Source organism: Pseudomonas atagonensis (genome assembly GCF_011369485.1).
Classification (GTDB): domain Bacteria; phylum Pseudomonadota; class Gammaproteobacteria; order Pseudomonadales; family Pseudomonadaceae; genus Aquipseudomonas; species Aquipseudomonas atagonensis.
This window is the reverse complement of record NZ_VXCA01000030.1, coordinates 156,095-179,508: the sequence shown is the minus strand read 5'-3', so window position 1 is coordinate 179,508 and position 23,414 is coordinate 156,095. Positions and strand designations below refer to the sequence as shown.

Below are 23,414 nucleotides of genomic sequence, written 5' to 3'. Positions count from 1 at the left end.
TTGCTCGCGAAGAGGCCGGTTCGGCCACCTCAAACCTCGGCAGTGTCCTTGATCAAATGCGCCGCCAGCGTGCGCAATGGCCCCAACTGCCGGCAGATCAGTGCCAATTGCGTCTGCACCAGTCGCTGTCCCTCATCGATCTCGTCCGGCATCTGCTCCAGCTCATTGGCCAGTGCTTCTTCCTCGTCACTCTGAATCGCAATCGACTGTTTGCTCGCCAGTCCCTGGGCGATTTCATCGATGCTTGTCGCCAGCTTCACCCCGGCGCCATCGATCAAATGCTCGCGAACATCGGTCGGTAACTGGGTCTCGCGGTGCGCACCCAGCCCTGACAGATAACTCAGTAATGTGTGGGACAACACCAGAAAGCGGAAACCGACATCCGCTTCCTTACGGAAATGTCCCGGCTCCATGAGCATGTTCGCCAACGTCGTCGACAGCGCTGCATCGGCGTTGTGCGCGTTGCGCCGGGCCAGGCGATAGGCGAGGTCGTCGCTCTTGCCGGCGGCGTATTGCTGCATGATCTGGCGCAGGTAGATGCTGTTGCAGGTCAGGGTGTTGGCCAGCACTTTGTTCAGGCGTCGACCCTGCCAGTCCGGCAGGAACAGGAACACCGTCAGGCCGGCAATCAGGCTGCCGAGCAGGGTATCGAACAGTCGCGGCAGGAATAGCCCGTAGCCGTCGCCAACCTGATTGAAGCAGAACAGCACCATGATGGTGATCGCTGCAGTCGCCAACGTGTAGCGTGTGGTGCGGTTGGTAAAGAACACCACCCCGGCGGCGATGGCGAAGCACGACTGCACCAACGGGCTCGGGAATAGATCGAACAGCGCCCACGCTACGGTCAGGCCGATGGCGGTGCCGAAAATCCGCTGACCGAGTTTACGCCGCGTGGCGCCGTAGTTCGGCTGGCAGACGAACAGGGTGGTGAGGATGATCCAGTAGCCTTGCGACGGGTGAATCAGATGCACCATGCCGTAGCCGATGCTCAATGCCAGCGGCAAACGCAGGGCGTGGCGGAACAGCAGCGAAGTCGGCGTCAGTTGCGTGCGCAGGCGAATCCACACGTCCTTGAGATTGCGTGGCGAACGGTCGAGCAGGCTGCTGTCGGTCGCGTCGGCGAGGGCGTCAGGGTTGCTCGCGTCGCTGAGCAAGCGGTCGAGGGTGCCGAGGTTGGCGGCCAGTGCGCGCAGGGAACGCAGCAGTCCGCGCCAGGCCGGGTTGCTCTGGATGCGCAAGTGTTCGAGGGAGGCATCGAGGTCGCTGAGGGCTTCGGCGAAACTGGCGTCATAGATGAACGGCTGGCGCATCTGGATCGATTCGGCCAATGCCCGGCAGGCTTTGCCTTGCTGACGCAGCAGGCGCTGGCAGCGGAACAGCACGTCGCTGTGGAAGAACGCTTCCGCCAGCGCGTTATACGGATAGTGCGAGGAGCTGGCGCGTTCGTGGATGTCCTGGGCGAGGAAGTACAGCTTGAGGTAGCGGCTGACTTTCGACCCGGGGCGACCGTTGCCGACCCGGTGCAGAATGATTTCCTTGGCACTGTTCAGCGCGGCGACCACGCGGCCATTTTGCTGGGCCAGTTCCAGACGCCGGGCTTCGACGTCCATCTGGCGGATCGGCTCGAACAGCGAGGATTTCAGCTTCAGGTAAAAACCCAGTTCGCGGAACAGGCGCGCCAGACTTTGTTGCACCGGCTGATTGGAAAACATTGCCTGCCACAACACCGAGAGCAAGCCGTACCACGCGGCGCCGGCGACCAGCAGCATCGGTTCGTGCCAGAAATCGGTGACCGCGCCGCCGCGCTGATCGACGCCGATCATCGTGTAAACGGACAGAATCAGCGTCGCCGAAGCAATCGCGCCATAACGCTCGCCGAGCGCACCGAGCATGGTCAGGCCGAAGCTGGCCAACGCGAGGGCAATCGCGAACACGATGGGGTAGGGGAAGAGCAATTCCACCGACAGCGCGGCGATGCTGAAACACACCAGCGTCACGGCTAGCGCGTTGAGGCGGCCCTGCCAACTGTCGTCGGTCTCGGCCAGGGCGCTGGCGATGATCCCGAGAAACAAAGGGATCAGCAGGCCCATTTCATCCTGATACCAACACAGCGCCATGCTGCCGGTCAGGGCGATGAACACCCGCACGCTGTAGCTGAATTTATCCAGCGCCCACAGGCGCCGCAAAGACTGACGAAACGAGGTCGAGGACATGAAGTGCGAAGGCCTTCCGAGGCGATGCCGCTAAATTGAGCCAGTAATGACGCCGACGCAATGGCGCCGATCACATCTGACAGCAAAAAGTGTTCCTTACTGCATCACGCATATCTGTGGGAGGGGGCTTGCTCCCGAATGCGGTGTGTCATTCAACATTGATGTCAGTTGATCCACCGCATTCGCGAGCAAGCCCGCTCCCACAGATATGATTTGCGCTGTATCAGACGTATTGCGCAGCAGCGTAGCCCGAGGCCCAGGCCCACTGGAAGTTGAAGCCGCCCAGATGCCCGGTGACGTCGAGCACTTCGCCGACGAAGTACAAACCCGGGCTTTTCAGCGATTCCATGGTCTTGGACGACACTTCGCGGGTGTCGACGCCACCGAGTGTTACTTCGGCGGTGCGATAACCTTCAGTGCCGGCCGGGACGACTTTCCAGCTGCCGAGCTTGTCGGCGATTTCCGCCAATTCCGCATGGGTGTACTGCTTCATCGGCTTGGAGACGAACCAGTTGTCCGCCAGCAAATTGGCCATCTTCTTGGTGAAGATTTCACCGAGCAGGGTTTTCAGTTCGCTGTTCGGGCGCTCGGCCACTTGCTGTTGCAGCCAGTTCGCCGCGTCGTGATCCGGCAGCAGGTTGATCTCGACCGTGTCGCCGGATTCCCAGAACGAGGAAATCTGCAAAATCGCCGGACCACTGAGGCCACGGTGAGTGAACAGGATGTTCTCGCGAAAGCTCTGATCGTTGCAGCTGACCAGACAGTCCACCGAAGTCCCGGACAGCTCGGTGCACAGCTCCTTGAGCTGGTCGGTGATGGTGAACGGCACCAGACCGGCGCGGGTCGGCAGCAATTCATGGCCGAACTGTTTGGCCACTTGGTAACCGAAACCGGTGGCCCCCAGCGTCGGGATCGACAGCCCGCCGGTGGCGATTACCAGCGAATGGCACTGGACCTGGCCGAGGGTGGTGTCGAGCAGGTAACCGTTTTCGACTTTCTCGATGGTCTGAATCGAGGTGTCCAGATGCAACCCGACGCCGACCTGATCGCATTCGGTCAGGAGCATTTCGAGGATGTCGCTGGACTTGTTATCGCAGAACAGCTGGCCGAGTTTTTTCTCGTGGTACGGCACCGCGTGCTTGCCGACCATGCCGATGAAATCCCACTGGGTGTAGCGCGCCAGTGCGGATTTGCAGAAATGGGGGTTCTGCGAGAGAAAATTGCTCGGTTCGGTGTACATGTTGGTGAAGTTGCAGCGGCCACCGCCCGACATCAGGATTTTCTTGCCGGCCTTGTTCGCGTGGTCGAGCAGCAATACCTGACGCCCACGCCCGGCGGCGGTCAGTGCACACATCAACCCTGCGGCGCCAGCGCCAATGATCACGACTTCGGTAGAGCGCAAAACGGTGTCCTCACACAATGATCGTTCCCACGCTCTGCGTGGGAATGCCGCCATGGACGCTCTGCGTCCGCTGTTGAATCGTGACGCGGAGCGTCACAGAATGCGTTCCCACGCAGAGCGTGGGAACGATCGGGTCAGAGGATACGTACACGCAGCGAACGGCCCTTGATCTTGCCGTCGTTCAAACGCTGCAAAGCCTGCATGGCCACGGTGCGATCTACGGCTACATAAGCCTGGAAATCGAAGATCGCGATCTTGCCGACCTGAGCACCCGGGATGCCGGCATCGCCGGTCAATGCACCCAGAATGTCACCTGGACGTACTTTGTCTTTACGGCCAGCACCGATGCACAGGGTAGTCATCGGCGGTTGCAGCGGGGCAAGGCCCTGAGACTTGAGGTTGTCGACCTGATCCCAGTTCAGCGGCGCTTTTTGCAGTTGCTCGATAGCCTGCGCACGGTGCGCTTCGCCCGGAGCAACCAGGCTGATCGCAATGCCTTTTTCGCCAGCGCGACCGGTGCGGCCCACGCGGTGAATGTGGATTTCCGAGTCGCGGGCCAGTTCGACGTTGATCACCATGTCCAGTGCATCGATGTCCAGACCACGGGCGGCCACGTCGGTGGCGACCAGTACCGAGGTACTGCGGTTGGCGAACATGGCCAGCACCTGATCGCGGTCACGCTGCTCCAGATCGCCGTGCAGGCCGACGGCGGAAATGCCTTTGGCAGTCAGGTGATCGACGGTTTCCTGCACTTGCTGCTTAGTGAAGCAGAACGCCACGCAGGACGCCGGGCGGAAGTGGTGCAGGACTTTGGTCACGACGCTCATGCGATCTTCCGGGGAGATCTCGTAGAAACGCTGCTCGATTTGCGTGTCATCGTGGAACGCTTCGGCTTTCACCGTTTGCGGATCACGCATGAATTTCGAGGCCAGTTGCTTGATGCCCACCGGGTAAGTGGCGGAAAACAGCAGGGTCTGGCGACGCTCTGGCGTCTTGACGATGATGTCTTCGATGGCGTCGTAGAAGCCCATGTCGAGCATGCGGTCAGCTTCGTCGAGGATCAGCGTGTTCAGGCCGTCAAGGACCAGCGAACCCTTGCGCAGGTGCTGCTGGATGCGCCCCGGGGTGCCGACGATGATGTGCGCGCCGTGCTCCAGCGAAGCGATCTGCGGGCCGAACGACACGCCGCCGCACAGGGTCAGGACTTTGATGTTGTCTTCTGCACGGGCCAGACGACGGACTTCCTTGGCGACCTGGTCGGCCAACTCACGGGTAGGGCAGATCACCAGCGCCTGGCAACCGAAATAGCGCGGGTTGATCGGGTTGAGCAAGCCGATGCCGAATGCAGCGGTCTTGCCGCTGCCGGTCTTGGCCTGGGCGATCAGGTCCATCCCCTTGAGGATCACCGGCAAGCTCTGCGCCTGGATCGGCGTCATCTGGGCGTAACCGAGGGATTCGAGGTTAGCCAGCATGGCGGCGGACAGCGGCAGAGTATTAAAAGCGGTGGCGATGGTGGTCACGGGACTGGCCTGCAAAACAAAATGTCGCGCAGTGTAGCAGCCCCGTGCCACTTTCCTCGAAAGTTCTGGACGAACAGCGACTAAAACCCAAGGTGAGGGAATTATCTGTGGCGAGGGGATTTATCCCCGTTGGGGCGCGTAGCGGCCCCTATACCAGCCACCTCGGCACATCAGGCTGATCGCATCCAACCTTTTTGGGGCTGCTGCGCAACCCAACGGGGATAAATCCCCTCGTCACAAAAAGCCTCACCACAAATCAGTGTTCGATGTGCTCTTCCGGTCGTTTCGCGCGGCGACCGTCTTCTTTCGACAGTTGCGAGAAGATGGTCGCCGCCAGCATCGCCATGATTCCCACCGTTACGAAGGTCAACTGGAACGCACCCAACACGGTTTCCACGCCGTCGTTGCCGACCTCCGCCGTGAAGCCTCCGAGCAACGCGCCGGCACAGGCCACCCCGAGGCTCAACGACAACTGTGCGACCACCGACAACAAGCTGTTGCCGCTGCTGGCGCTGGCGTCATCCAGATCGATCAGGGTCACGGTGTTCATCGCGGTGAATTGCAAAGAGTTGATCGCCCCCAGAATCGCCAGCAGGCACAGCAGCAACCAGTACGGCGTCTGCTCGCTGACCAGGCCCATGCTCGCCAGCATGATCCCCAGCGCCAGCGTGTTGCCGGTCAGGACGATGCGATAACCGAGGCGTTCGATCAACGGCCGCGCCACCCACTTGGCAACCATCGCCGCAGCGGCCAGCGGCAGCATGCTCATCCCCGCTTGCGACGGTGAATAACCCAGCGCCACTTGCAGCAGCAACGGCACCAGAAACGGCAGGGCACCGCTGCCCAGACGGGCGAACAGGTTGCCGAGAATGCCGACGGCGAAGGTGCGGGTCTTGAACAGCGACGGTGCGAACAGTGGATTTTCAATATGCCCTGCGCGCAACCAGTACGCCGCCAGACAGGCAAAGCCGCCGAACAACAGCAACATCACCCGCAAGTGCGGCAAGTGAAGTTCGCCGAGGCCTTCCATGGCGATGGTGATGAGGATCATCGCCGCGCCGAACAACAGGAAGCCCAAACTATCGAAGCGCGTGCGTTCAGTGCCGCGCAGGTCGGGGATGAATTTCCACACCGCGTAGCAACCGATGACGCCGACCGGCAGGTTGATCAGGAAGATCCAGTGCCACGTCAGGTATTGCACCATCCAGCCGCCCATGGTCGGGCCGATCAACGGGCCGAGCAGGCCGGGGATGGTGATGAAGCCCATGATCCGCACCAGTTCCGATCTTGGATAGGCACGTAAAACCACCAAGCGCCCGACCGGCAACATCAGCGCACCGCCCAGACCCTGCATCACCCGCGCGCCGACCAGCATGGTCAGGCTGTTCGACAGGGCGCACAGCAATGAACCGAAACTGAACAGCAGGATCGCGCCGAAGAAGATTTTCTTGGTGCCGAAGCGGTCGGCGATCCAGCCGGAAGCGGGGATCAACAGGGCCACGGTGAGCATGTAGGAGATGACCACACCCTGCATGCGCAACGGGTCTTCGGCCAGATCGCGGGCCATGGCCGGCAGGGCGGTGTTGAGAATCGTCCCGTCGAGGGACTGCATGAAGAACGCAATGGCGACGACCCACGGCAACCAGCGGGCGGTGATGGCGTCGAGAGGCGGGCGAGTGGGCATGGAACCTCTGGTGGGTGGTTAATCCGGATTCTTGTTCAAACATGAAACCCTGTGGCGAGGGAATTTATCCCTGTTGGACTGCGCAGTCCCCTGCATTTGATTCTGAAAGCGGGGTCGCTGCGCGACCCAACGGGGATAAATCCCCTCGCCACAGGGACTTGTAGTCAAGCCCCTGTGTGTTGGGGAGGAACGTGTCTACAGCGTTAAGGTCAGTCGGCTCACCAGTGCCCCCGGCAGCAGCGCCGAGGAGGTATTGCGCTGGCTGTACGTACTCGCCGACAGCAGCAACTCGCGCTCGGCGGTCAACGCTTCCAGCTGCGAACCCAGCAGGCTATAGGCGCTGTCATCGAAACGCATGGTGCTGACCGGTGCCTGGATCTCGCCGTTCTCGACCCAGAAGGTCGCGAAGCGAGTCATGCCGGTCATGCGCGCCGCCGGTTGATCCGAGAAGTTCAAGTACCACAGGTTGCTGATGTACAACCCGGTGCCCAACTGCTTGAGAATCTCCGCTTGTGACAGATCACCCGCCGCCATGTTCAGTGCGCTTGGCGATTCGCCGCCGCTGGCGCCGTTGGCCGTCAGGCCGTATTCGGCGGCACTGCGCGAGCCGACCAGTTGATCGCCAGCCTTGCCCTCGACGATCAGGCGCAGATCGCTGCGTGGATAACCTTCGCCGGAAAACGCCGGGCTCAGGGATTCGCTGACTTTCTCATCCAGCGACACCAATGGGCTGAATGCCTGATCGCCGACATACAGCTTCTGCAACGGGCTGCTTTTGCTGGCGATCGACTGCGCCGAGAAACCGCCCCAGCTCAGCATGCCCATGATTTCTTCCAGGGCTGCCGGTGCCAGGTACGCGCGGTATTGCCCCGGCGCCAACGTGCGCAACGGCCGACCGAGGAACTCCAGTTGCTCGCGAGCCTGCTGGAAGCGTTTGGCGAACCCTTCGCTGCTCCAGCCGTGCCCGGCGTAACTGGCCTTCACGGCCTCGCCGTTCTCGTGAAACAGGCTGAAGTCGAAGTTGAAGCTGTTGGCCTGATGCCAGCCGAATGCGCCCGACGAACTGGCAAAGCCTCGACTGATCGGGCCGGCGGCATAGAAACCCACCAGGTCCAGGCCTTCAGCGGCGGCGCAGATTTCATCGACAACCTGTTCGGTGTCCGGCAGCGGATGCTCCTGCACGTTGTTGCTCTGCCAGCCATTGTGGTTGAGCAACAGATACGGATCCTGCGGCAGCAGCGGCAGGGTTTCGCGCAGTTGTTGCAGACCTTCGGCAAGCCGTTGCAGATCGCCTTCCTGGTCACCGGACAGGGTCACTTGCAGGTCAGCGTGGCGGCCGTCGTTGATCAGTTTCAGGACGATGTTGGCCTGCTGCACCTGCCCGGCCTGACGCACCTTGGCATGGTTGAACCGGACGAACGCCGAGGATTCGGCGGCATAGCTGAGCGTGAACTGTTCCGGCTCACGCACGCTGTCGCGCAGCCAGTTGACCATGGTCTTGAAGGCGTCGGACTGACTCTTCGAAATGCTCATCAGGCGTCTCCCCCGAACACATCAACGTTGCTGAATACGCAGGCCGGCGAAGCGTGGCCAACGCGGATCACCTGGTTCGGTTCGCCCTTGCCGCAGTTCGGCGTGCCCAGCACCTTGACGGTGTTGGCGTCGCCAACGGCGCGCAGGCTCTTCCAGAAGTGCGCGGAAATCGCCCGGTAATTCGGGTTTTTCACCACGCCTTTTAGTTCACCGTTTTCGATCAGTTGGCCCCATTCGCAGCCGAACTGGAATTTGTTGCGCGCATCGTCAATCGACCATGAGCGGTTGGTGCTCATCAAAATGCCGTGCTCGATGCCTTTGATCAACTGATCGAGTGGCTGGTCGCCCGGTTCGATATTGAGGTTGGCCATGCGGTCGATCGGTGCACGGTTCCAGCCGCAGGCGCGGCTGTTGGCAACGCCATCCATCCCGGCGCGAAATTGCGACAGCGCACCGCCCAATGGACGCAGCAACAGGCCTTCGCGGATCAGGAATTGCTTGCTCGCCTGGGTGCCGTCGTCATCGTGGCCATAGCTGGCGAGTTCTTCGGGAATGCCCGGATCGAAGGTCACGTTGAGCAGTTTCGAGCCATATTGCAGGCTGCCGAAATCAGACGCTTTGACGAAACTGGTGCCGGCGTAATTGCGCTCGTCGCCAAGAATCCGGTCGAGCTCCAGCGGGTGACCGATGGATTCGTGGATCTGCAGCATCATCTGATCGGGCATCAGCAGCAGGTCGCGCGGGCCTTGCGGGGTGTTCGGCGCGAGCAGCAATTGCAGGGCCTGATCGGCGACTTGCGGGCCAGCGCCAACCAGACCGCAACGGCTGATCACGTCCGCACCGCCCTGTTGGCCGAAGTTCTCGCGGCCGAGGCTGCGGGTCTGGCTGTCGTTGCCGTCGTAGGCGGTGACGTCGAGGCCTGGGTAGACGAAGCGCTGGGCCTGGCGCAATTCGGCGCCGGCGCTGCTCAGGTAGATCTGTTCGACGTGGGTGATGCCGATGCTCACTTGCCAGTTCACCAGGCGCTCATCCTTTGGCACCGAGGCGGATTCCGCGCCGAGCAGCTCGAAGCATTCGCTCAGGGACGGGAAGGGTTGTTCGAGATTGGGTGAAAAGTAGTCAGCGCGGTCGCTGGACACCGGCTGATCGCGCAGGTCGAGCAGCGCGTGGGGCTTGAGCCGGCGGGCCTGCAACTCGGCGCGTTCAAGGGCGGCTTGCAGGCCTTGTTGCGACAGGTCATTGGTCGCGGCGTAAGCTTCGACGCCGTTGACCCGAACGGTGAGCATCGCGCCTTCGTCGCGGCTCAGGCTTGGCGGCTCGGCGACGTTCTTGCGCACCGACAGGTACTGGCCGGACTCGCGTACATACCGCAGGGAAAAGAATTCAGCGCCCGTGCGCAAGGCAGCGAAGCGCTGCTTGAGCTGGGGGTGGAAATCGAACATTCGGGAACCTCCTTGTAATGGAGTAGCGGGGTGAAGCGAATCGGCGGGGAGGGGTGAAACGGTTGCGCGAGGTCTAGAGTAGGCCTGCGTCGGGGTAGGATCAAGTGAAGAGGGGGTGTAGGAGGATTTACTGTGCGAGGCAGGAGATCGTTCCCACGCTCTGCGTGGGAACGCCGCCATGGACGCTCTGCGTCCGCTGTGTGACGCGGAGCGTCACGGGATGCATTCCCACGCGGAGCGTGGGAACGATCACCGCGGTGTAACGGAATTACTGAGCAACCGGGGTGATATCACGCATCGGCTTGCCCTTCACCGGCGCATCGCCAGCGACGTAGTACGCCGCGGTGCTGCGTGGCAACGGCTTGCGACCACGGATCTTGTCGGCGATTTTCTCGGCCATCATGATCGTCGGGGCGTTCAGGTTACCGGTGGTGATGATCGGCATGATCGAGGCATCGACCACACGCAGGCTCTGCATGCCGTGCACGCGACCTTCACCATCCACTACGGCCATCTCGTCGGTGCCCATCTTGCACGAGCAGGACGGGTGGAACGCGGTTTCGGCGTGCTCGCGGATGAACTTGTCCAGTTGCTCATCGGTTTGTACGTCGATACCCGGGCTGATTTCGCGGCCACGGAAGGCGTCCAGCGCAGGCTGTTGCATGATTTCACGGGTCAGGCGGATGCCGTCACGGAATTCCTGCCAGTCCTGCTCGGTGGCCATGTAGTTGAACAGGATGCTCGGGTGCTGGCGCGGGTCTTTCGACTTGGCCTGGATGCGACCACGGCTCGGCGAACGCATGGAACCCATGTGCGCCTGGAAACCGTGCTCTTTCACACCGTTGCTGCCGTTGTAGTTAATCGCTACCGGCAGGAAGTGGTACTGGATGTTCGGCCATTCGAACTCTTCGCGAGTACGGATGAAACCGCCGGCTTCGAACTGGTTGCTGGCGCCGATGCCGGTGCCGTTGAATAACCATTCGGCACCGATGGCCGGCTGGTTGTACCAGAGCAGCGACGGGTACAGCGAAACTGGCTGAGTGCAGGCGTATTGCAGGTACAGCTCGAGGTGATCCTGCAGGTTTTCACCCACGCCCGGCAGATCGTGAACCACCGGGATGTCGAGCTTGTTCAGCAGTTCGGCAGGGCCGACACCGGAACGCTGCAGAATCTGCGGCGAAGCGATGGCGCCGGAGCACAGCAGGACTTCTTTGCGTGCTTTGACTTCAACGCGCTCTTCAGCGTCGCCGACCAGGTAACGCACGCCGACCGCACGCTTGCCTTCGAACAGGATCTTGTCGGTCAGGGCGTGGGTGACGATGGTCAGGGTCGAACGCTTTTTAGCGGTGTCGAGGTAGCCACGGGCGGTGGAAGCACGACGACCTTTCGGCGTCACGGTGCGGTCCATCGGGCCGAAACCTTCCTGCTGGTAACCGTTCAAGTCTTCGGTGCGCGGGTAGCCAGCTTGTACGCCGGCTTCAACCATGGCGTGGAACAGCGGGTTGTTGCCAGCCTTCGGCGTGGTCACGCTGACCGGACCTTCGCCACCGTGGTAGTCGTTCGGGCCGATGTCGCGGGTTTCCGCTTTGCGGAAGTACGGCAGGCAGTCCAGGTACGACCAGTCTTCCAGACCTGGCAGTTTCGCCCAGCCGTCGTAGTCCATCGCGTTGCCACGGATGTAGCACATGCCGTTGATCAACGAGGAACCGCCGAGGCCTTTGCCGCGACCGCATTCCATCCGACGACCGTCCATATGTGGCTCTGGATCGGTTTCGTACGCCCAGTTGTAGCGACGACCTTGCAGCGGGAAGGCCAGTGCGGCCGGCATCTGCGTGCGGAAGTCGAAACGATAGTCCGGGCCGCCTGCTTCGAGCAGCAGAACGGTGACGCCAGCGTCTTCAGTCAGACGGGTCGCAAGTGTGTTACCGGCCGAGCCGGCACCGATGATGATGTAATCGAATTCTTGGGACATTGAATGCACCCTCTTTGAAGTTGGTCAGGTCAACTGTGACCGCGCACCTGTGGCGAGGGGATTTATCCCCGTTCGGCTGCGCAGCAGTCGTAAAGTCAGCGACCGAGTTCTGTCTGGATATTCGCAGTGCCTGAAAGGGGGCTGCTTCGCAGCCCAACGGGGATAAATCCCCTCGCCACAAGGGCCCCATCCAGACTCTGGGCCAGATCAGAAAACGGAGACGTAATCGCCCAGCTCGACCTGTACCGATTTGATGCGGGTGAAGTTGTTCAGCGAGCTGATGCCGTTCTCACGGCCAACACCCGACTGCTTGTAACCGCCCACCGGCATTTTTGCGTCGGACTCGCCCCAGGCGTTGATCCAGCAGATACCGGCTTCCAGTTGATGAATCACGCGGTGCGCGCGGTTCAGGTCTTTGGTGACGATACCGGCGGCCAGGCCGAAGTCGGTGTCGTTGGCGCGGCGGATCACTTCTTCTTCGGTTTCGTAGGAGAGGATCGCCATGACCGGGCCAAAGATTTCTTCACGGACGATGGTCATGTCGTCGGTGCAGTCGGTGAACACTGTCGGAGCCACGAATGCGCCTTTGGCGAATTCGCCGTCGGTCAGACGGTCGCCGCCGCACAGCACGCGGGCGCCTTCTTCTTTACCTTTGGCGATGTAGCCCAGCACGCTTTCCATGTGAGGGAAGCTGACCAGCGGGCCGAAGTTGGTGTTTTCGTCTTCCGGGTTGCCAACGCGGATGCGGGCAACGCGCTCGACGATCTTGGCTTCGAAAGCGGCCTTCAGGTGTGCCGGTACGAACACGCGAGTGCCGTTGGTGCAGACCTGACCGGAGCTGTAGAAGTTGGCCATCATCGCTGTGTCGGCCGCGCGATCGAGATCGGCGTCGTCGCAGATGATCAGCGGAGACTTGCCGCCCAGTTCCATGGTCACGTCTTTCAGCGACGAAGCCGAAGCGCTGGCCATGACTTTCTTGCCGGTGTCGGTACCGCCGGTGAAGGAGATTTTTTCGATGCGCGGGTGCTCGGTCAGCCAGGTACCGACTTCACGGCCGCTGCCGGTCAGCACGTTGAACACGCCGTTTGGCACGCCGGCTTCGGTGTAGATCTCGGCCAGTTTCAGGGTGGTCAGCGAGGTGACTTCACTTGGCTTGAAGATCATCGCGTTACCGGCCGCCAGGGCTGGAGCGGATTTCCACAGAGCGATCTGGATCGGGTAGTTCCACGCGCCGATACCGGCCACCACGCCCAGCGGCTCGCGACGGGTGTAAACGAAAGAAGTGTCACGCAGCGGGATCTGCTCGCCTTCGATGGCGGGTACCAGGCCTGCGTAGTATTCCAGCACGTCGGCGCCGGTCACGATGTCGACGTACTTGGTTTCGGAGAACGACTTGCCTGTGTCCAGGGTTTCCAGAGCGGCCAGTTCATCATTGCGCTCGCGCAGGATGTCGACGGCGCGACGCAGGATGCGCGAACGCTCCATGGCGGTCATCGCAGCCCAGATCTTCTGGCCTTTTTCAGCGCTGACTACTGCGCGCTCGACGTCTTCCTTGGTCGCACGTTGCACCTGTGCGAGGACTTCACCGTTAGCCGGGTTGATGGCTTCGAAGGTGGCATCGCTGCCGGCGTCGGAGTACGCGCCATCGATGTAGAGTTTTTGCAGTTCGAAACGGGCCATAGTGTCCTCGCAAGTGCATTAGTGGTTGGCGTTGGTCACCGGGTGAGCCATGTAGCTGTGGCATCGCTGGTCGGTGACAGTTCAGGGGCCGAGCGTTTTCTCTGTGCTCTAGCTCACCTTCTTGGCCAATTGGAAATCCATGTATTCGTAAGCGATCTGTTGCGCCTGCGCGGTGTCGAAAGCGTCTCCCGACAGCGCGCCGCGCAACCACAAGCCGTCAATCAACGCTGCCAGTCCACGCGCTGCACTGCGCGCATCTTCGAGCGGCAACACACGGCGGAACTCGCAGCACAGGTTGGAATACAGACGGTGATCGTTGATCCGCTGCAACCTGTGCAAAGACGGCTGGTGCATGCTGGTGGCCCAGAAGGCCAGCCAGGTTTTCATTGCCGGGCCATTGACCTGGCTGGCGTCGAAGTTGCCTTCGATGATCACCTGCAGATGCGCCCGTGGGCTGTCATCTGCCAGCGCCTGACGGCGCGCGGTGACGCTCTCGCTGAGGGCGGTCATCAGATACCGCATCGTGGCGGCAATCAGGCCGTTCTTGTCCTGAAAGTAGTGACTGATGATGCCATTCGAGACACCGGCCAGACGGGCGATCAGCGCAATGCTGGCGTCCCCCATTCCGACCTGATCGACGGCCTGCAAAGTGGCTTCGATCAGTTGTTGGCGGCGGATGGGTTGCATACCGACCTTGGGCATCTTGCACATCTCCTTAGGCCTTCCGAGAGGCGATAAACGCCTATCGGATTGAGGGCCAGTCTATTTTGTTTTGATTGAACGTTCAATCAACAAAGAATAAGATCTGCGACAAATCGTCGCTGCCTACAGATTATTTCTGCTTGTAAATGGCGATAAAACGACATCCGAAAATGCTTGAAACCTGCGTGGGGCATGGCGCGGTTCGCGATTCGATGGACGTGTTGAAAGGGCAAGACGCTCAGGGCCAGGTTTCGGATGAACGTCCGTACCTCGGCCACGAAAGCGATTCGCAGCGCCATTTCGGCAGGTTCGGGCTTTTTCGGGGTGTCTTTATATCACTCGCCGGTCGGCTGCCAACTAACCGATTGGTCGGGTATCCGTGTTGCCTTGTGTTCTTCTCTCGCACTGCCTGGAGCATTTGTGCCATGAGTTCTGCCTCGCTTATAAAGACCCCGCCCGAGAAGGTGACGGTCAACGGTTGGGTGTTCTACACCTCTACCGCGCTGATTCTGTTGTTGACCGCCATTCTGATTATCGCCCCGCAAGAGGCCGGCAGACTGTTGGGTATCGCTCAGGCCTGGTTGTCGCGCAGCTTCGGCTGGTACTACATGGTGGTGATCGCTGCCTATCTGGTGTTTGTCGTGGGCCTGGCGTTTTCCTCGTACGGCAAACTCAAACTGGGCAGCAAGGACGACACCCCGGATTTCAGTTACGGCGCCTGGGCGGGGATGCTGTTCTCGTCGGGTATCGGTATTTCGCTGTTGTACTTCGGCGCGTCCGAGCCACTGGATCACTACTTCAATCCGCCGGAAGGCGTATCGGCCACCAACATGGCCGCGCGTCAGGCTGTACAGCTGACATTCCTGCACTGGGGCCTGCACGGCTGGGCGATTTACGCACTGGTCGGTCTGGCCGTTGCCTACTTTGCTTACCGTCATAACCAGCCGCTGGCCCTGCGTTCGGCGCTGTATCCGCTGGTGGGCGAGCGTTGGGTCAAGGGTGCTGCCGGTCACGCGGTGGACGGCTTCGGCATGTTCGTGACCCTGCTGGGGCTGGTGACGAACCTGGGGATCGGTTCGCTGCAAGTGTCCTCGGGCCTGGAAAACCTGTTCGGCATGGAACACAGCAACACCAACCTGCTGATCGTGATCATCGTGATGAGCACCGTGGCGACCATCGCTGCCGTGTCCGGCGTGGAAAACGGCATTCGTCGTCTGTCCAACCTGAACATCGTGCTGTTCAGTGGTCTGCTGATTTTCGTCCTGCTGTTCGGCCCGACCCTGCACCTGCTTAACGGCTTCGTGCAGAACATCGGCGACTACCTCAATGGCGTGGTGCTGAAGACTTTCGACCTGTACGTCTATGAAGGCGACAGCGCCAAGTCCGACCGCTGGCTGGGTCTGTGGACACTGTTCTACTGGGCGTGGTGGATTTCCTGGGCACCATTCGTAGGCATGTTCATCGCGCGTATTTCCCGTGGTCGTACCGTGCGTGAACTGGTCGCCGGCGTGCTGCTGATTCCGCTGGGCTTTACCTTGGCGTGGCTGTCGATCTTCGGCAACTCGGCTTTGGATCTGGTGATGAACCAGGGGGCTGTCGAGCTTGGCAAGACGGCGCTGGAACAGCCGTCGATGGCGATCTATCAATTGCTTGAACACTACCCGGCGTCGAAAGTCGTCATCGGTGTGTCGATCTTTGTTGGCTTCGTGCTGTTCCTGACCCCGGCCGACTCTGGCGCGGTCATGATGGCGAATCTGTCCTGCAAGGGCGGCAACGTCGACGAAGATGCGCCGCACTGGCTGCGAATCTTCTGGTCGGTGGTGATCACTCTGGTGACCATCGGCCTTTTGTTCGCCGGTAACTTCGAAGCCATGCAAACCATGGTGGTGCTGGCCGGTCTGCCGTTCTCGGTGGTGCTGGTGTTCTTCATGTTTGGCCTGCACAAGGCGATGCGTCAGGACGTGCAGATCGAACAGGAGCAGGCGCAACTGGCGGAGCGCGGTCGTCGTGGTTTCAGCGAGCGTCTGACTCAGTTGGACCTTCAGCCGAGCCAGTCGGTGGTGCAGCGTTTCATGGACAAGCAGGTCAGCCCGGCGCTGGAAGATGCTGCCGCGCAGATGCGTGCACAGGGTCTGGAAGTGCAGACGCTGCTGGGCAAGTCCAAGCGTTGCATGGGCGTGCGCATCGAGATGGAAGAGGGTAACCCTTTCGTCTACGAAGTCAGCCTGGACGGCTATCTGGCGACCCCGACCGAGTCGGTTGAATCCGAAGAGGCGCGTCAGCGTTTCTATCGCGCCGAGGTGTACCTGCACAATGGCAGCCAGGATTACGACCTGATGGGCTTCACGCAGGATCAGATCACGCGGGATGTGCTCGATCAGTTTGAAAGCCATCGGCAGCTCCTTGGCCGGGTGTACAGCTAAGATCAAAAGCCCCTCACCCTAACCCTCTCCCGGGGGGAGAGGGGACTGATTGCGGGATGCTTGAGAACTACGTCGACCTGAACGAGTTTCACTGAATCCATAATCGACTCTGATCTTTCAGGTCGATGTATAGCGAAAGACAACTCGGTAGGTTCCCTCTCCCTCCGGGAGAGGGCTAGGGTGAGGGGCTCTTTTCCCTGACCCAATAAAAAAGGGATCGCTCACTGCGATCCCTTTTTTTATCCCGCCTTAACCGAGGTTCTTGCCCAGCAACGCGTGATACAACTCACTGTCGCCCAAAATCCCCACCACATGATTGTTATCGTGCAGCACCAGTTTGTTGCCGGTCTGATAACGAATTTGTAACGCATCACGCATGCCGATATTCGAGTCCACCAGCGTCGGTTTGCGTTCCAGGCCTTCCACCGCTTGCCCCGGTGCCCAGTTCTGCAGGTTCAGCACCGAACCGTTCTGCCGCGCACCCTTGATGGTGTTGCCTTCAGCCAGATCCAGCCACGAATCGCCGCCCGGATCCAGACATACTGAACCGTTGATGCGTTTGCACTTGTCCAGCGTGCGCATCAGGCTACGACCGCACAGTACGTTGAGCGGATTGGTGTGCGCCACGAACGTACGCACGTAATCGTCTGCCGGGTTCAGCACGATCTCTTCCGGCACGCTGTACTGAATGATCCGGCCGTCCTTCATGATCGCGATGCGGCTACCCAATTTCAGAGCTTCATCAAGGTCGTGGCTCACGAAAACGATGGTCTTGCTCAGCTTGCGTTGCAGCTCCAGCAGTTCATCCTGCAAACCCTGACGGATCAGCGGGTCGAGCGCCGAGAACGGTTCATCCATCAACAAAATGTCGGCGTCCATCGCCAGTGCACGCGCCAGACCGACACGCTGCTGCATGCCGCCGGAGAGTTCGTCGGGTTTCTTGTTGCGCCATTGCGTCAGGCCGACCAGTTCGAGTTTTTCGTCGACCAGTTTCTTGCGTTCCTTCTCCGGACGACCCTGCATTTCCAGACCGAAACTGATGTTCTCGCGCACCGTCAGCCACGGCATCAGGGCGAACTTCTGGAACACCATGGCGATGCGCTTGGTGCGCATCATTTTCAGCTCGGCCGGAGTGCACGAAGCGATGTCGATCTGGCGGTTTTCATGCTCGACGAACAGCTTGCCACGGCTCACGGTGTTGAGGCCGTTGATGCAGCGCAGCAGGCTCGATTTGCCGGAACCGGACAGACCCATCAGCACGCAGATCTCGCCTTTGTTGATGTCCAGCGTGGCTTTTTCCACGCCGACGATCTGCCCGGTTTTCTTCAGGATCTCGTTGCGCGTCATGCCCTGATCCAGCAGCTTGAGCGCCTCGCGCGGATCTTTGGAGAAGATTACGTCGACGTCTTCGAAGCGAATTATGCTCATGCGTCACCCCCTACTTTGGCGTCGGGTTGTTTGCAGATACGGTCGAGCATGATCGCCAGCAGTACGATCGCCAGGCCCGCTTCGAAGCCCAGGGCGATATCAGCAGTGTTCAGTGCGTTGACCACCGGTTTGCCGAGTCCGTCGGCGCCCACCAGTGCCGCGATCACCACCATCGACAGCGACAGCATGATGCACTGGGTGATGCCGGCCGCGATGCTCGGCATGGCGTGAGGCAGTTCGATCCGTGAGAGCAATTGGCGACGCGAGCAGCCAAAGGCTTTGCCGGCGTCCATCAGTTCTTGCGGGACATCGCGGATGCCCAGGTAGGTCAGGCGGATCGGCGCTGCGATGGCGAACACCACCGTGGAGATCAGGCCCGGCACCACACCCAGCCCGAAGAGGGTCAGGGTAGGAATGAGGTAAACGAAGGTCGGTACGGTCTGCATCAGATCGAGTACCGGACGCATTAAAGTGTAGAACATCGGTTTGTGCGCGGCGACGATGCCCAGCGGCACGCCGATGACCACGCAGACCAGGGTCGCGAACATGACCTGGGCGAGGGTTTCCATGGTTTCCTGCCAGTACCCCAGATTGAGGATCAGCAGGAAGGAGGCAATCACAAAAACAGTCAGCCCCCATTTGCGCTGGATGAAATGGGCGAGCAGGGCAATCAGGCCGATCAAGACAAAAGGGTTGAACCAGGTGAGCGCAAACGTCACGCCGTGGATCATCGTTTCCAGGGTCACGGCGATTGCGTCGAAGGTGTTGGCGCCGTGTTGCGTCAACCATTCAACGAAGCCCGCGATGTACTGGCCTAAAGGGATTTTCTGATCAATCAGCATGGTAGTGAACGTCCGCATGCAAGGAAATAACAGCCCGGGCGGTTAGCCCGCCCGGCATAAGCGATGCCCCTTTAATTCAAGGCTGTGCAAGCTTGGCTTTCACGGCCTCCAGGCCAGGTTTACCGTCAATGGTGGTCACGCCAGCGAGCCAGGTATCGAGCACCTGTGGATTCTTTTTCAGCCAGGCCTTGGCGGCCGCGTCAGGCTTCATCTTGTCGTCGAGGATGTTGCCCATCAGTTCACTTTCCATGTCGACGTTGAACTCCAGGTTCTTCAGCAACTGACCGACGTTGCTGCATTCCTCGGCGTAACCCTTGCGGGTGTTGGTCGCCACGGTCGCAGCACCGAAGTCGGGGCCGAAGAAATCATCGCCACCGGTCAGGTATTGAATCTTGAAGCGCTTGTTCATCGGGTGCGGCGCCCAGCCGAGGAAGACCACGGCGGTGTCGCGTTTCTGTGCGCGGTCAACCTGCGAGAGCATGCCCGCTTCGGAGGATTCGACGACTTTGAAACCGGCGGTTTTCAGGCCGAAGGCGTCCTTGTCGATCATGCTCTGGATCAGACGGTTGCCGTCGTTGCCAGGCTCGATGCCGTAGATTTTGCCGTCGAGTTCTTTCTTGAATTTGGCGATGTCGGCGAAGTCGTGCAGACCTTTGTCATACAGGGCTTGCGGCACGGCGAGGGTGTACTTGGCGCCCTTGAGGTTGGTGCGCACGGTTTCCACGGTGCCGGCGTCGCGGTAGGCCTTGATGTCGTTCTCCATGGTCGGCATCCAGTTACCGAGGAACACGTCCATGTTCTTGCCGTCGGCCAGCGACTTGTAGGTCACCGGCACGGAGATCATGGTGGTCTTGGTCTTGTAGCCGAGGGCGTTGAGAACGACGGAGGTGGTTGCGGTAGTTGCGGTGATGTCGGTCCAGCCGACATCGGAGAAGTTAACGGTACTGCACTGCGCCGGTTCTGCGGCTTGAGCCAGTAACGGCAGACTCAGCATGGCGGCCAACAACAACGACGGGGAACCTTTCATGGATGGACTCCTTGGTGTTTTTTTTGGCAGTGTTCCGACTGTGGACCACCGCACTTATAGGTTGCGGTTGGATGGCGTTCTGGAGACAGCTCTACCACGGCGCCTTGCAATCGAGTCATAACGATCATGTACCAGTGAAAATCTGACGCCTACAGGGGGCGTCGTATCCAGTACAGGGATGGTCGCATCCAGTGTCAGTGACGTCGTTTACAGCTTTTTTTGGCCCCGTCTGGCCATCTGAACCGCATAAAAACGGCGAAAACCGGGGACGAAAGCGGCACGGCGTTAGTGGGCATGAGTGCGTCGGTGTCAGACGCCGTGCGACCTGACAAAAGCCTGATGATGCGGGCATTCCGGCGGATCGCAGCTTGAGCGTAGCAGCTCCGCCAGCGGGCGCTTATCGCCCCGGATCGGCATCCTCAGGAGCTCTGCAGCAATGGCTATCAGCGTTTTCGACCTGTTCAAAATCGGCATCGGCCCTTCCAGTTCCCACACCGTCGGGCCGATGCGCGCCGCGGCATTGTTTGTCGAGTCGCTCAGGGGCAAACACCTGCTGGAACAGGTGCGGCGGATCGAAGTGCAATTGTTCGGATCGCTGTCGGCCACCGGTATCGGTCACGGCAGCGACAACGCGGTGATCATGGGCCTGATGGGCGAGTGGCCGGACGCAATCGACCCGTCGCAGATCGGCCCGCGTATTCAGGCGCTGCGTGAAACCCACACCCTGCTTCTGGATGGTCGCCTGTCGGTGCCGTTTGTCTGGGCGCGCGACATGCGCCTGATCGACGAAAACCTGCCGTTCCACCCCAACGCCATGACACTGGTTGCCGAGGGCGATCACGGTGAGTTGCACCGCGACACCTACTATTCGGTCGGTGGCGGTTTTGTCGTGGATCAGGCGCAGGCTTCCAGCGGCGTGGTCGATCTGGATCGCACCGAATTGCCTTATGACTTTTCCAGTGCCGTCGAGCTGCTGGAGCTGTGCAAGAACAACAACCTGCGCGTGGCCGAACTGATGATGGCCAACGAAAAGGTCTGGCGCAGTGAAGAGGAAATCCGCGTCGGGTTGATGAAGCTGTGGCGGGCGATGCAGGACTGCGTCGAGCAAGGCCTCAAACACGAAGGCATTCTGCCGGGCGGTTTGAATGTGCGTCGACGTGCGGCCAAGCTGCATCGCAGCCTGCAGGAGTTGAACAAGCCCAATGTGATCGGCTCGACGCTGAGTGCGATGGAGTGGGTCAACCTGTTCGCCCTCGCCGTGAATGAAGAAAACGCGGCGGGCGGGCGCATGGTCACGGCGCCGACCAATGGTGCGGCGGGGATCATCCCGGCGGTGTTGCACTACTTTATGAAGTTCAGCGAAGCAGTCACCGACGCCAACGTGGTCGATTACTTCCTCGGAGCAGCGGCGGTGGGGATTCTGTGCAAGAAGAATGCGTCGATCTCCGGTGCCGAAGTCGGTTGTCAGGGTGAAGTCGGTTCTGCCTGCGCGATGGCGGCGGCAGGGCTGGCTGAAATCCTCGGCGCAAGCCCGGAGCAGTTGTGCAACGCGGCGGAAATCGGCCTGGAGCACAACCTCGGCCTGACCTGCGACCCGGTGGGCGGTCTGGTGCAAGTGCCGTGCATCGAGCGCAATGCGATTGCGGCGGTGAAGGCAATCAATGCGGCGCAAATGGCTTTGCGTGGCGACGGTCAGCACTTCATCTCACTGGACCGGGTGATCCGCACCATGCGCGATACCGGTGCCGACATGCATGACAAATATAAAGAGACCTCGCGCGGTGGGTTGGCGGTCAGCGCCGTCGAGTGCTGACCGAGTCCCCCTGTGGTGAGGGGATTTAGCGAAACGTCGCACCGCCCCGTTGGGCTGCGAAGCGGCCCCAAATCTTGCAATCGTGTTTTACCTGACACACTGCGGTGAATGGGTTTACGACTGCTGCGCAGCCGATCGGGGATAAATCCCCTCGCCACAGATACCAGTCAAAACTGCTCGCTAACTGAACACCCGAACTCAAACGCGCCACCTTTTAGCGCGTCGCAATCAGATAAGAGTCTTTCCCACCTGTTACGCGCGTGCGAAGCCCCCTACCGCCCGTCACCCGTGCCTGCGGTGACACTCTGCAACAACTGCGCGCAGGCCTGTTCCCACAAGTGCTACCGATCTGCTCACACGTCACGGGACAGGGCTTTCACCGGCGCTGATGGCACATCGAAATACCTTTCGTCGGACGGCTCGTATAGACGTGTCGCGACGTCGTTTTCAGGAGTTATTGAACAGCCATTCAATTTTAGGCATGGCAATTGCTCTGTCATAACAAAGCCCCGTCTCACGCAAGAGAACGATGGCAATAACAAGAGCCTCCGCCTGAGGCCATCACCCGCTTTGTGTGAGGAGATACCGCGATGACGTCGTTCAACTCCGGGGCTCAACCCCAGAACCGTGCGCCTCAATCCATCGGCTTTCTGCTGCTGGACAATTTCACGCTGATTTCTCTGGCCTCTGCGGTTGAACCGCTGCGCATGGCCAACCAATTGTCCGGTCGCGAGCTGTATCGCTGGAGCACCCTCACCGTCGATGGCGGCCAGGTGTGGGCCAGTGACGGTCTGCAAATCACCCCCGACGCCTCCATGCACAAAGCCCCGCCACTCGACACTGTGATTGTCTGCGGTGGCATCGGCATTCAACGCACCGTGACCCGCGAACACGTTTCGTGGCTGCAAAGCCAGGCGCGCCAGTCCAAACGCCTCGGCGCCGTGTGCACCGGTAGTTGGGCATTGGCCTGCGCTGGCCTGCTCGACGGTTTCGATTGCAGCGTGCACTGGGAATGTCTGGCGGCGATGCAGGAAGCTTTCCCGCGTGTGGCGATGAGCACGCGCCTGTTCACCCTTGACCGCAACCGTTTCACCAGCTCCGGTGGCACCGCGCCGCTGGACATGATGCTGCACCTGATCAGCCGCGATCACGGCCGTGAACTCTCCGCCGCGATCTCCGAGATGTTCGTCTACGAGCGTATCCGTAACGAACAGGATCACCAGCGCGTGCCGCTCAAGCACATGCTCGGCACCAATCAGCCGAAGTTGCAGGAAATCGTTGCGCTGATGGAAGCCAATCTCGAAGAGCCAATCGACCTGGATGAACTGGCGGTCTATGTCGCCGTGTCGCGTCGCCAGCTCGAGCGCCTGTTCCAGAAATACCTGCACTGCTCGCCATCGCGCTACTACTTGAAACTGCGTTTGATCCGCGCCCGGCAACTGCTTAAGCAGACGCCGATGTCGATCATCGAAGTGGCGTCGGTGTGTGGTTTCGTCTCGACGCCGCACTTCTCCAAGTGCTACCGCGAGTACTTCGGCATTCCGCCGCGTGACGAGCGCGTAGGCTCCAATACCACCCAGCAAGTGGCGATGATGCCGCTGCCGCAAGCCATCGTGATGTCGCCGCTGTCGGGGCCGATGTCGGCATTGAGCCAGGCGCGCAATGAGTCGACGTTTGCCAGCGTAAGGCTGTAGACCGCGTCATCGTTCTTCGCGAGCAGGCTCGCTCCCACC

Annotated in this window: 15 protein-coding genes; 3 read left to right on the top strand and 12 right to left on the bottom strand. The window is 60.4% G+C overall.

Going from position 1 to position 23,414, the window contains the following annotated elements; all coding sequences use genetic code 11:
• Window positions 1-29: 29 nt before the first annotated feature.
• The 9 genes from yccS to betI all read right to left on the bottom strand — a co-directional run bounded on the left by yccS (window position 30) and on the right by betI (window position 14,148).
• The gene (yccS, locus tag F2P67_RS21800) at window positions 30-2,213 is read right to left on the bottom strand and encodes a YccS family putative transporter (protein WP_166223535.1); all 2,184 of its coding nucleotides are present in this window, start codon (window positions 2,211-2,213) and stop codon (window positions 30-32) included.
• Between the two features lie 223 nt (window positions 2,214-2,436).
• Window positions 2,437-3,615, bottom strand: a complete 1,179-nt coding sequence (locus tag F2P67_RS21795) for a BaiN/RdsA family NAD(P)/FAD-dependent oxidoreductase (protein WP_166223532.1) — start codon at window positions 3,613-3,615, stop codon at window positions 2,437-2,439.
• A 134-nt stretch (window positions 3,616-3,749) separates the two neighbouring features.
• A complete protein-coding gene (gene dbpA / locus F2P67_RS21790; protein WP_166223529.1) occupies window positions 3,750-5,135 on the bottom strand; it encodes an ATP-dependent RNA helicase DbpA in 1,386 nt (461 codons plus the stop codon).
• 256 nt (window positions 5,136-5,391) lie between these two features.
• Window positions 5,392-6,819, bottom strand: coding sequence for a multidrug transporter subunit MdtD (gene mdtD / locus F2P67_RS21785; protein ID WP_166223526.1), 1,428 nt, complete (start codon window positions 6,817-6,819; stop codon window positions 5,392-5,394).
• A 195-nt stretch (window positions 6,820-7,014) separates the two neighbouring features.
• Window positions 7,015-8,352, bottom strand: a complete 1,338-nt coding sequence (locus tag F2P67_RS21780) for a TldD/PmbA family protein (protein WP_166223523.1) — start codon at window positions 8,350-8,352, stop codon at window positions 7,015-7,017.
• The gene (locus tag F2P67_RS21775; RefSeq protein WP_166223520.1) at window positions 8,352-9,794 is read right to left on the bottom strand and encodes a TldD/PmbA family protein; all 1,443 of its coding nucleotides are present in this window, start codon (window positions 9,792-9,794) and stop codon (window positions 8,352-8,354) included. Before F2P67_RS21775 ends, F2P67_RS21780 begins: the two co-directional genes overlap by 1 nt.
• Before the next feature lie 268 nt (window positions 9,795-10,062).
• Window positions 10,063-11,766 carry a choline dehydrogenase gene (betA, locus tag F2P67_RS21770; RefSeq protein WP_166223517.1) on the bottom strand — a complete coding sequence of 568 codons (1,704 nt, stop codon included), beginning with the start codon at window positions 11,764-11,766 and terminating at the stop codon, window positions 10,063-10,065.
• Window positions 11,767-11,973: 207 nt separating this feature from the next.
• Complete coding sequence (gene betB / locus F2P67_RS21765; RefSeq protein WP_166223514.1) at window positions 11,974-13,446, bottom strand: betaine-aldehyde dehydrogenase; 1,473 nt, start codon at window positions 13,444-13,446, stop codon at window positions 11,974-11,976.
• Window positions 13,447-13,554: 108 nt separating this feature from the next.
• Window positions 13,555-14,148 (bottom strand): transcriptional regulator BetI, encoded by a 594-nt coding sequence (gene betI, locus F2P67_RS21760; protein ID WP_038363121.1) that lies wholly within the window; start codon window positions 14,146-14,148, stop codon window positions 13,555-13,557.
• Between the two features lie 482 nt (window positions 14,149-14,630).
• Between betI and F2P67_RS21755 the strand changes: the two genes are divergently transcribed.
• Window positions 14,631-16,571: a BCCT family transporter gene (locus tag F2P67_RS21755; protein WP_343045170.1), complete on the top strand. Its 1,941-nt coding sequence runs from the start codon at window positions 14,631-14,633 to the stop codon at window positions 16,569-16,571.
• Window positions 16,572-16,820: 249 nt separating this feature from the next.
• On the opposite strand, the gene choV is transcribed toward F2P67_RS21755, so the two are convergent.
• From choV to F2P67_RS21740, 3 genes are all read right to left on the bottom strand, one after another.
• Window positions 16,821-17,999, bottom strand: a complete 1,179-nt coding sequence (gene choV / locus F2P67_RS21750; protein ID WP_016772804.1) for a choline ABC transporter ATP-binding protein — start codon at window positions 17,997-17,999, stop codon at window positions 16,821-16,823.
• Window positions 17,996-18,841 (bottom strand): choline ABC transporter permease subunit, encoded by an 846-nt coding sequence (gene choW, locus F2P67_RS21745; RefSeq protein ID WP_166223508.1) that lies wholly within the window; start codon window positions 18,839-18,841, stop codon window positions 17,996-17,998. The genes choV and choW overlap by 4 nt, the downstream gene beginning before the upstream one ends.
• Before the next feature lie 76 nt (window positions 18,842-18,917).
• Window positions 18,918-19,868, bottom strand: coding sequence for a choline ABC transporter substrate-binding protein (locus F2P67_RS21740; RefSeq protein WP_166223505.1), 951 nt, complete (start codon window positions 19,866-19,868; stop codon window positions 18,918-18,920).
• A 436-nt stretch (window positions 19,869-20,304) separates the two neighbouring features.
• On the opposite strand from F2P67_RS21740, the gene F2P67_RS21735 reads away from it, so the two are divergent.
• On the top strand, window positions 20,305-21,681 hold the full coding sequence (locus F2P67_RS21735; protein WP_166223502.1) for an L-serine ammonia-lyase: 1,377 nt from the start codon (window positions 20,305-20,307) through the stop codon (window positions 21,679-21,681).
• Window positions 21,682-22,271: 590 nt separating this feature from the next.
• Window positions 22,272-23,375, top strand: coding sequence for a choline metabolism transcriptional regulator GbdR (gene gbdR / locus F2P67_RS21730; protein WP_064589578.1), 1,104 nt, complete (start codon window positions 22,272-22,274; stop codon window positions 23,373-23,375).
• Window positions 23,376-23,414 lie beyond the last annotated feature (39 nt).

Coding starts and splice junctions, on each gene's coding strand:
- F2P67_RS21775 (WP_166223520.1), bottom strand. CDS start 9,794: ATGTTCGATTTCCACCCCCAGCTCAAGCAGCGCTTCGCTGCCTTGCGC.
- betB (WP_166223514.1), bottom strand. CDS start 13,446: ATGGCCCGTTTCGAACTGCAAAAACTCTACATCGATGGCGCGTACTCC.
- yccS (WP_166223535.1), bottom strand. CDS start 2,213: ATGTCCTCGACCTCGTTTCGTCAGTCTTTGCGGCGCCTGTGGGCGCTG.
- gbdR (WP_064589578.1), top strand. CDS start 22,272: ATGACGTCGTTCAACTCCGGGGCTCAACCCCAGAACCGTGCGCCTCAA.
- betA (WP_166223517.1), bottom strand. CDS start 11,766: ATGTCCCAAGAATTCGATTACATCATCATCGGTGCCGGCTCGGCCGGT.
- mdtD (WP_166223526.1), bottom strand. CDS start 6,819: ATGCCCACTCGCCCGCCTCTCGACGCCATCACCGCCCGCTGGTTGCCG.
- F2P67_RS21735 (WP_166223502.1), top strand. CDS start 20,305: ATGGCTATCAGCGTTTTCGACCTGTTCAAAATCGGCATCGGCCCTTCC.
- choW (WP_166223508.1), bottom strand. CDS start 18,841: ATGCTGATTGATCAGAAAATCCCTTTAGGCCAGTACATCGCGGGCTTC.
- betI (WP_038363121.1), bottom strand. CDS start 14,148: ATGCCCAAGGTCGGTATGCAACCCATCCGCCGCCAACAACTGATCGAA.
- F2P67_RS21780 (WP_166223523.1), bottom strand. CDS start 8,352: ATGAGCATTTCGAAGAGTCAGTCCGACGCCTTCAAGACCATGGTCAAC.
- F2P67_RS21740 (WP_166223505.1), bottom strand. CDS start 19,868: ATGAAAGGTTCCCCGTCGTTGTTGTTGGCCGCCATGCTGAGTCTGCCG.
- choV (WP_016772804.1), bottom strand. CDS start 17,999: ATGAGCATAATTCGCTTCGAAGACGTCGACGTAATCTTCTCCAAAGAT.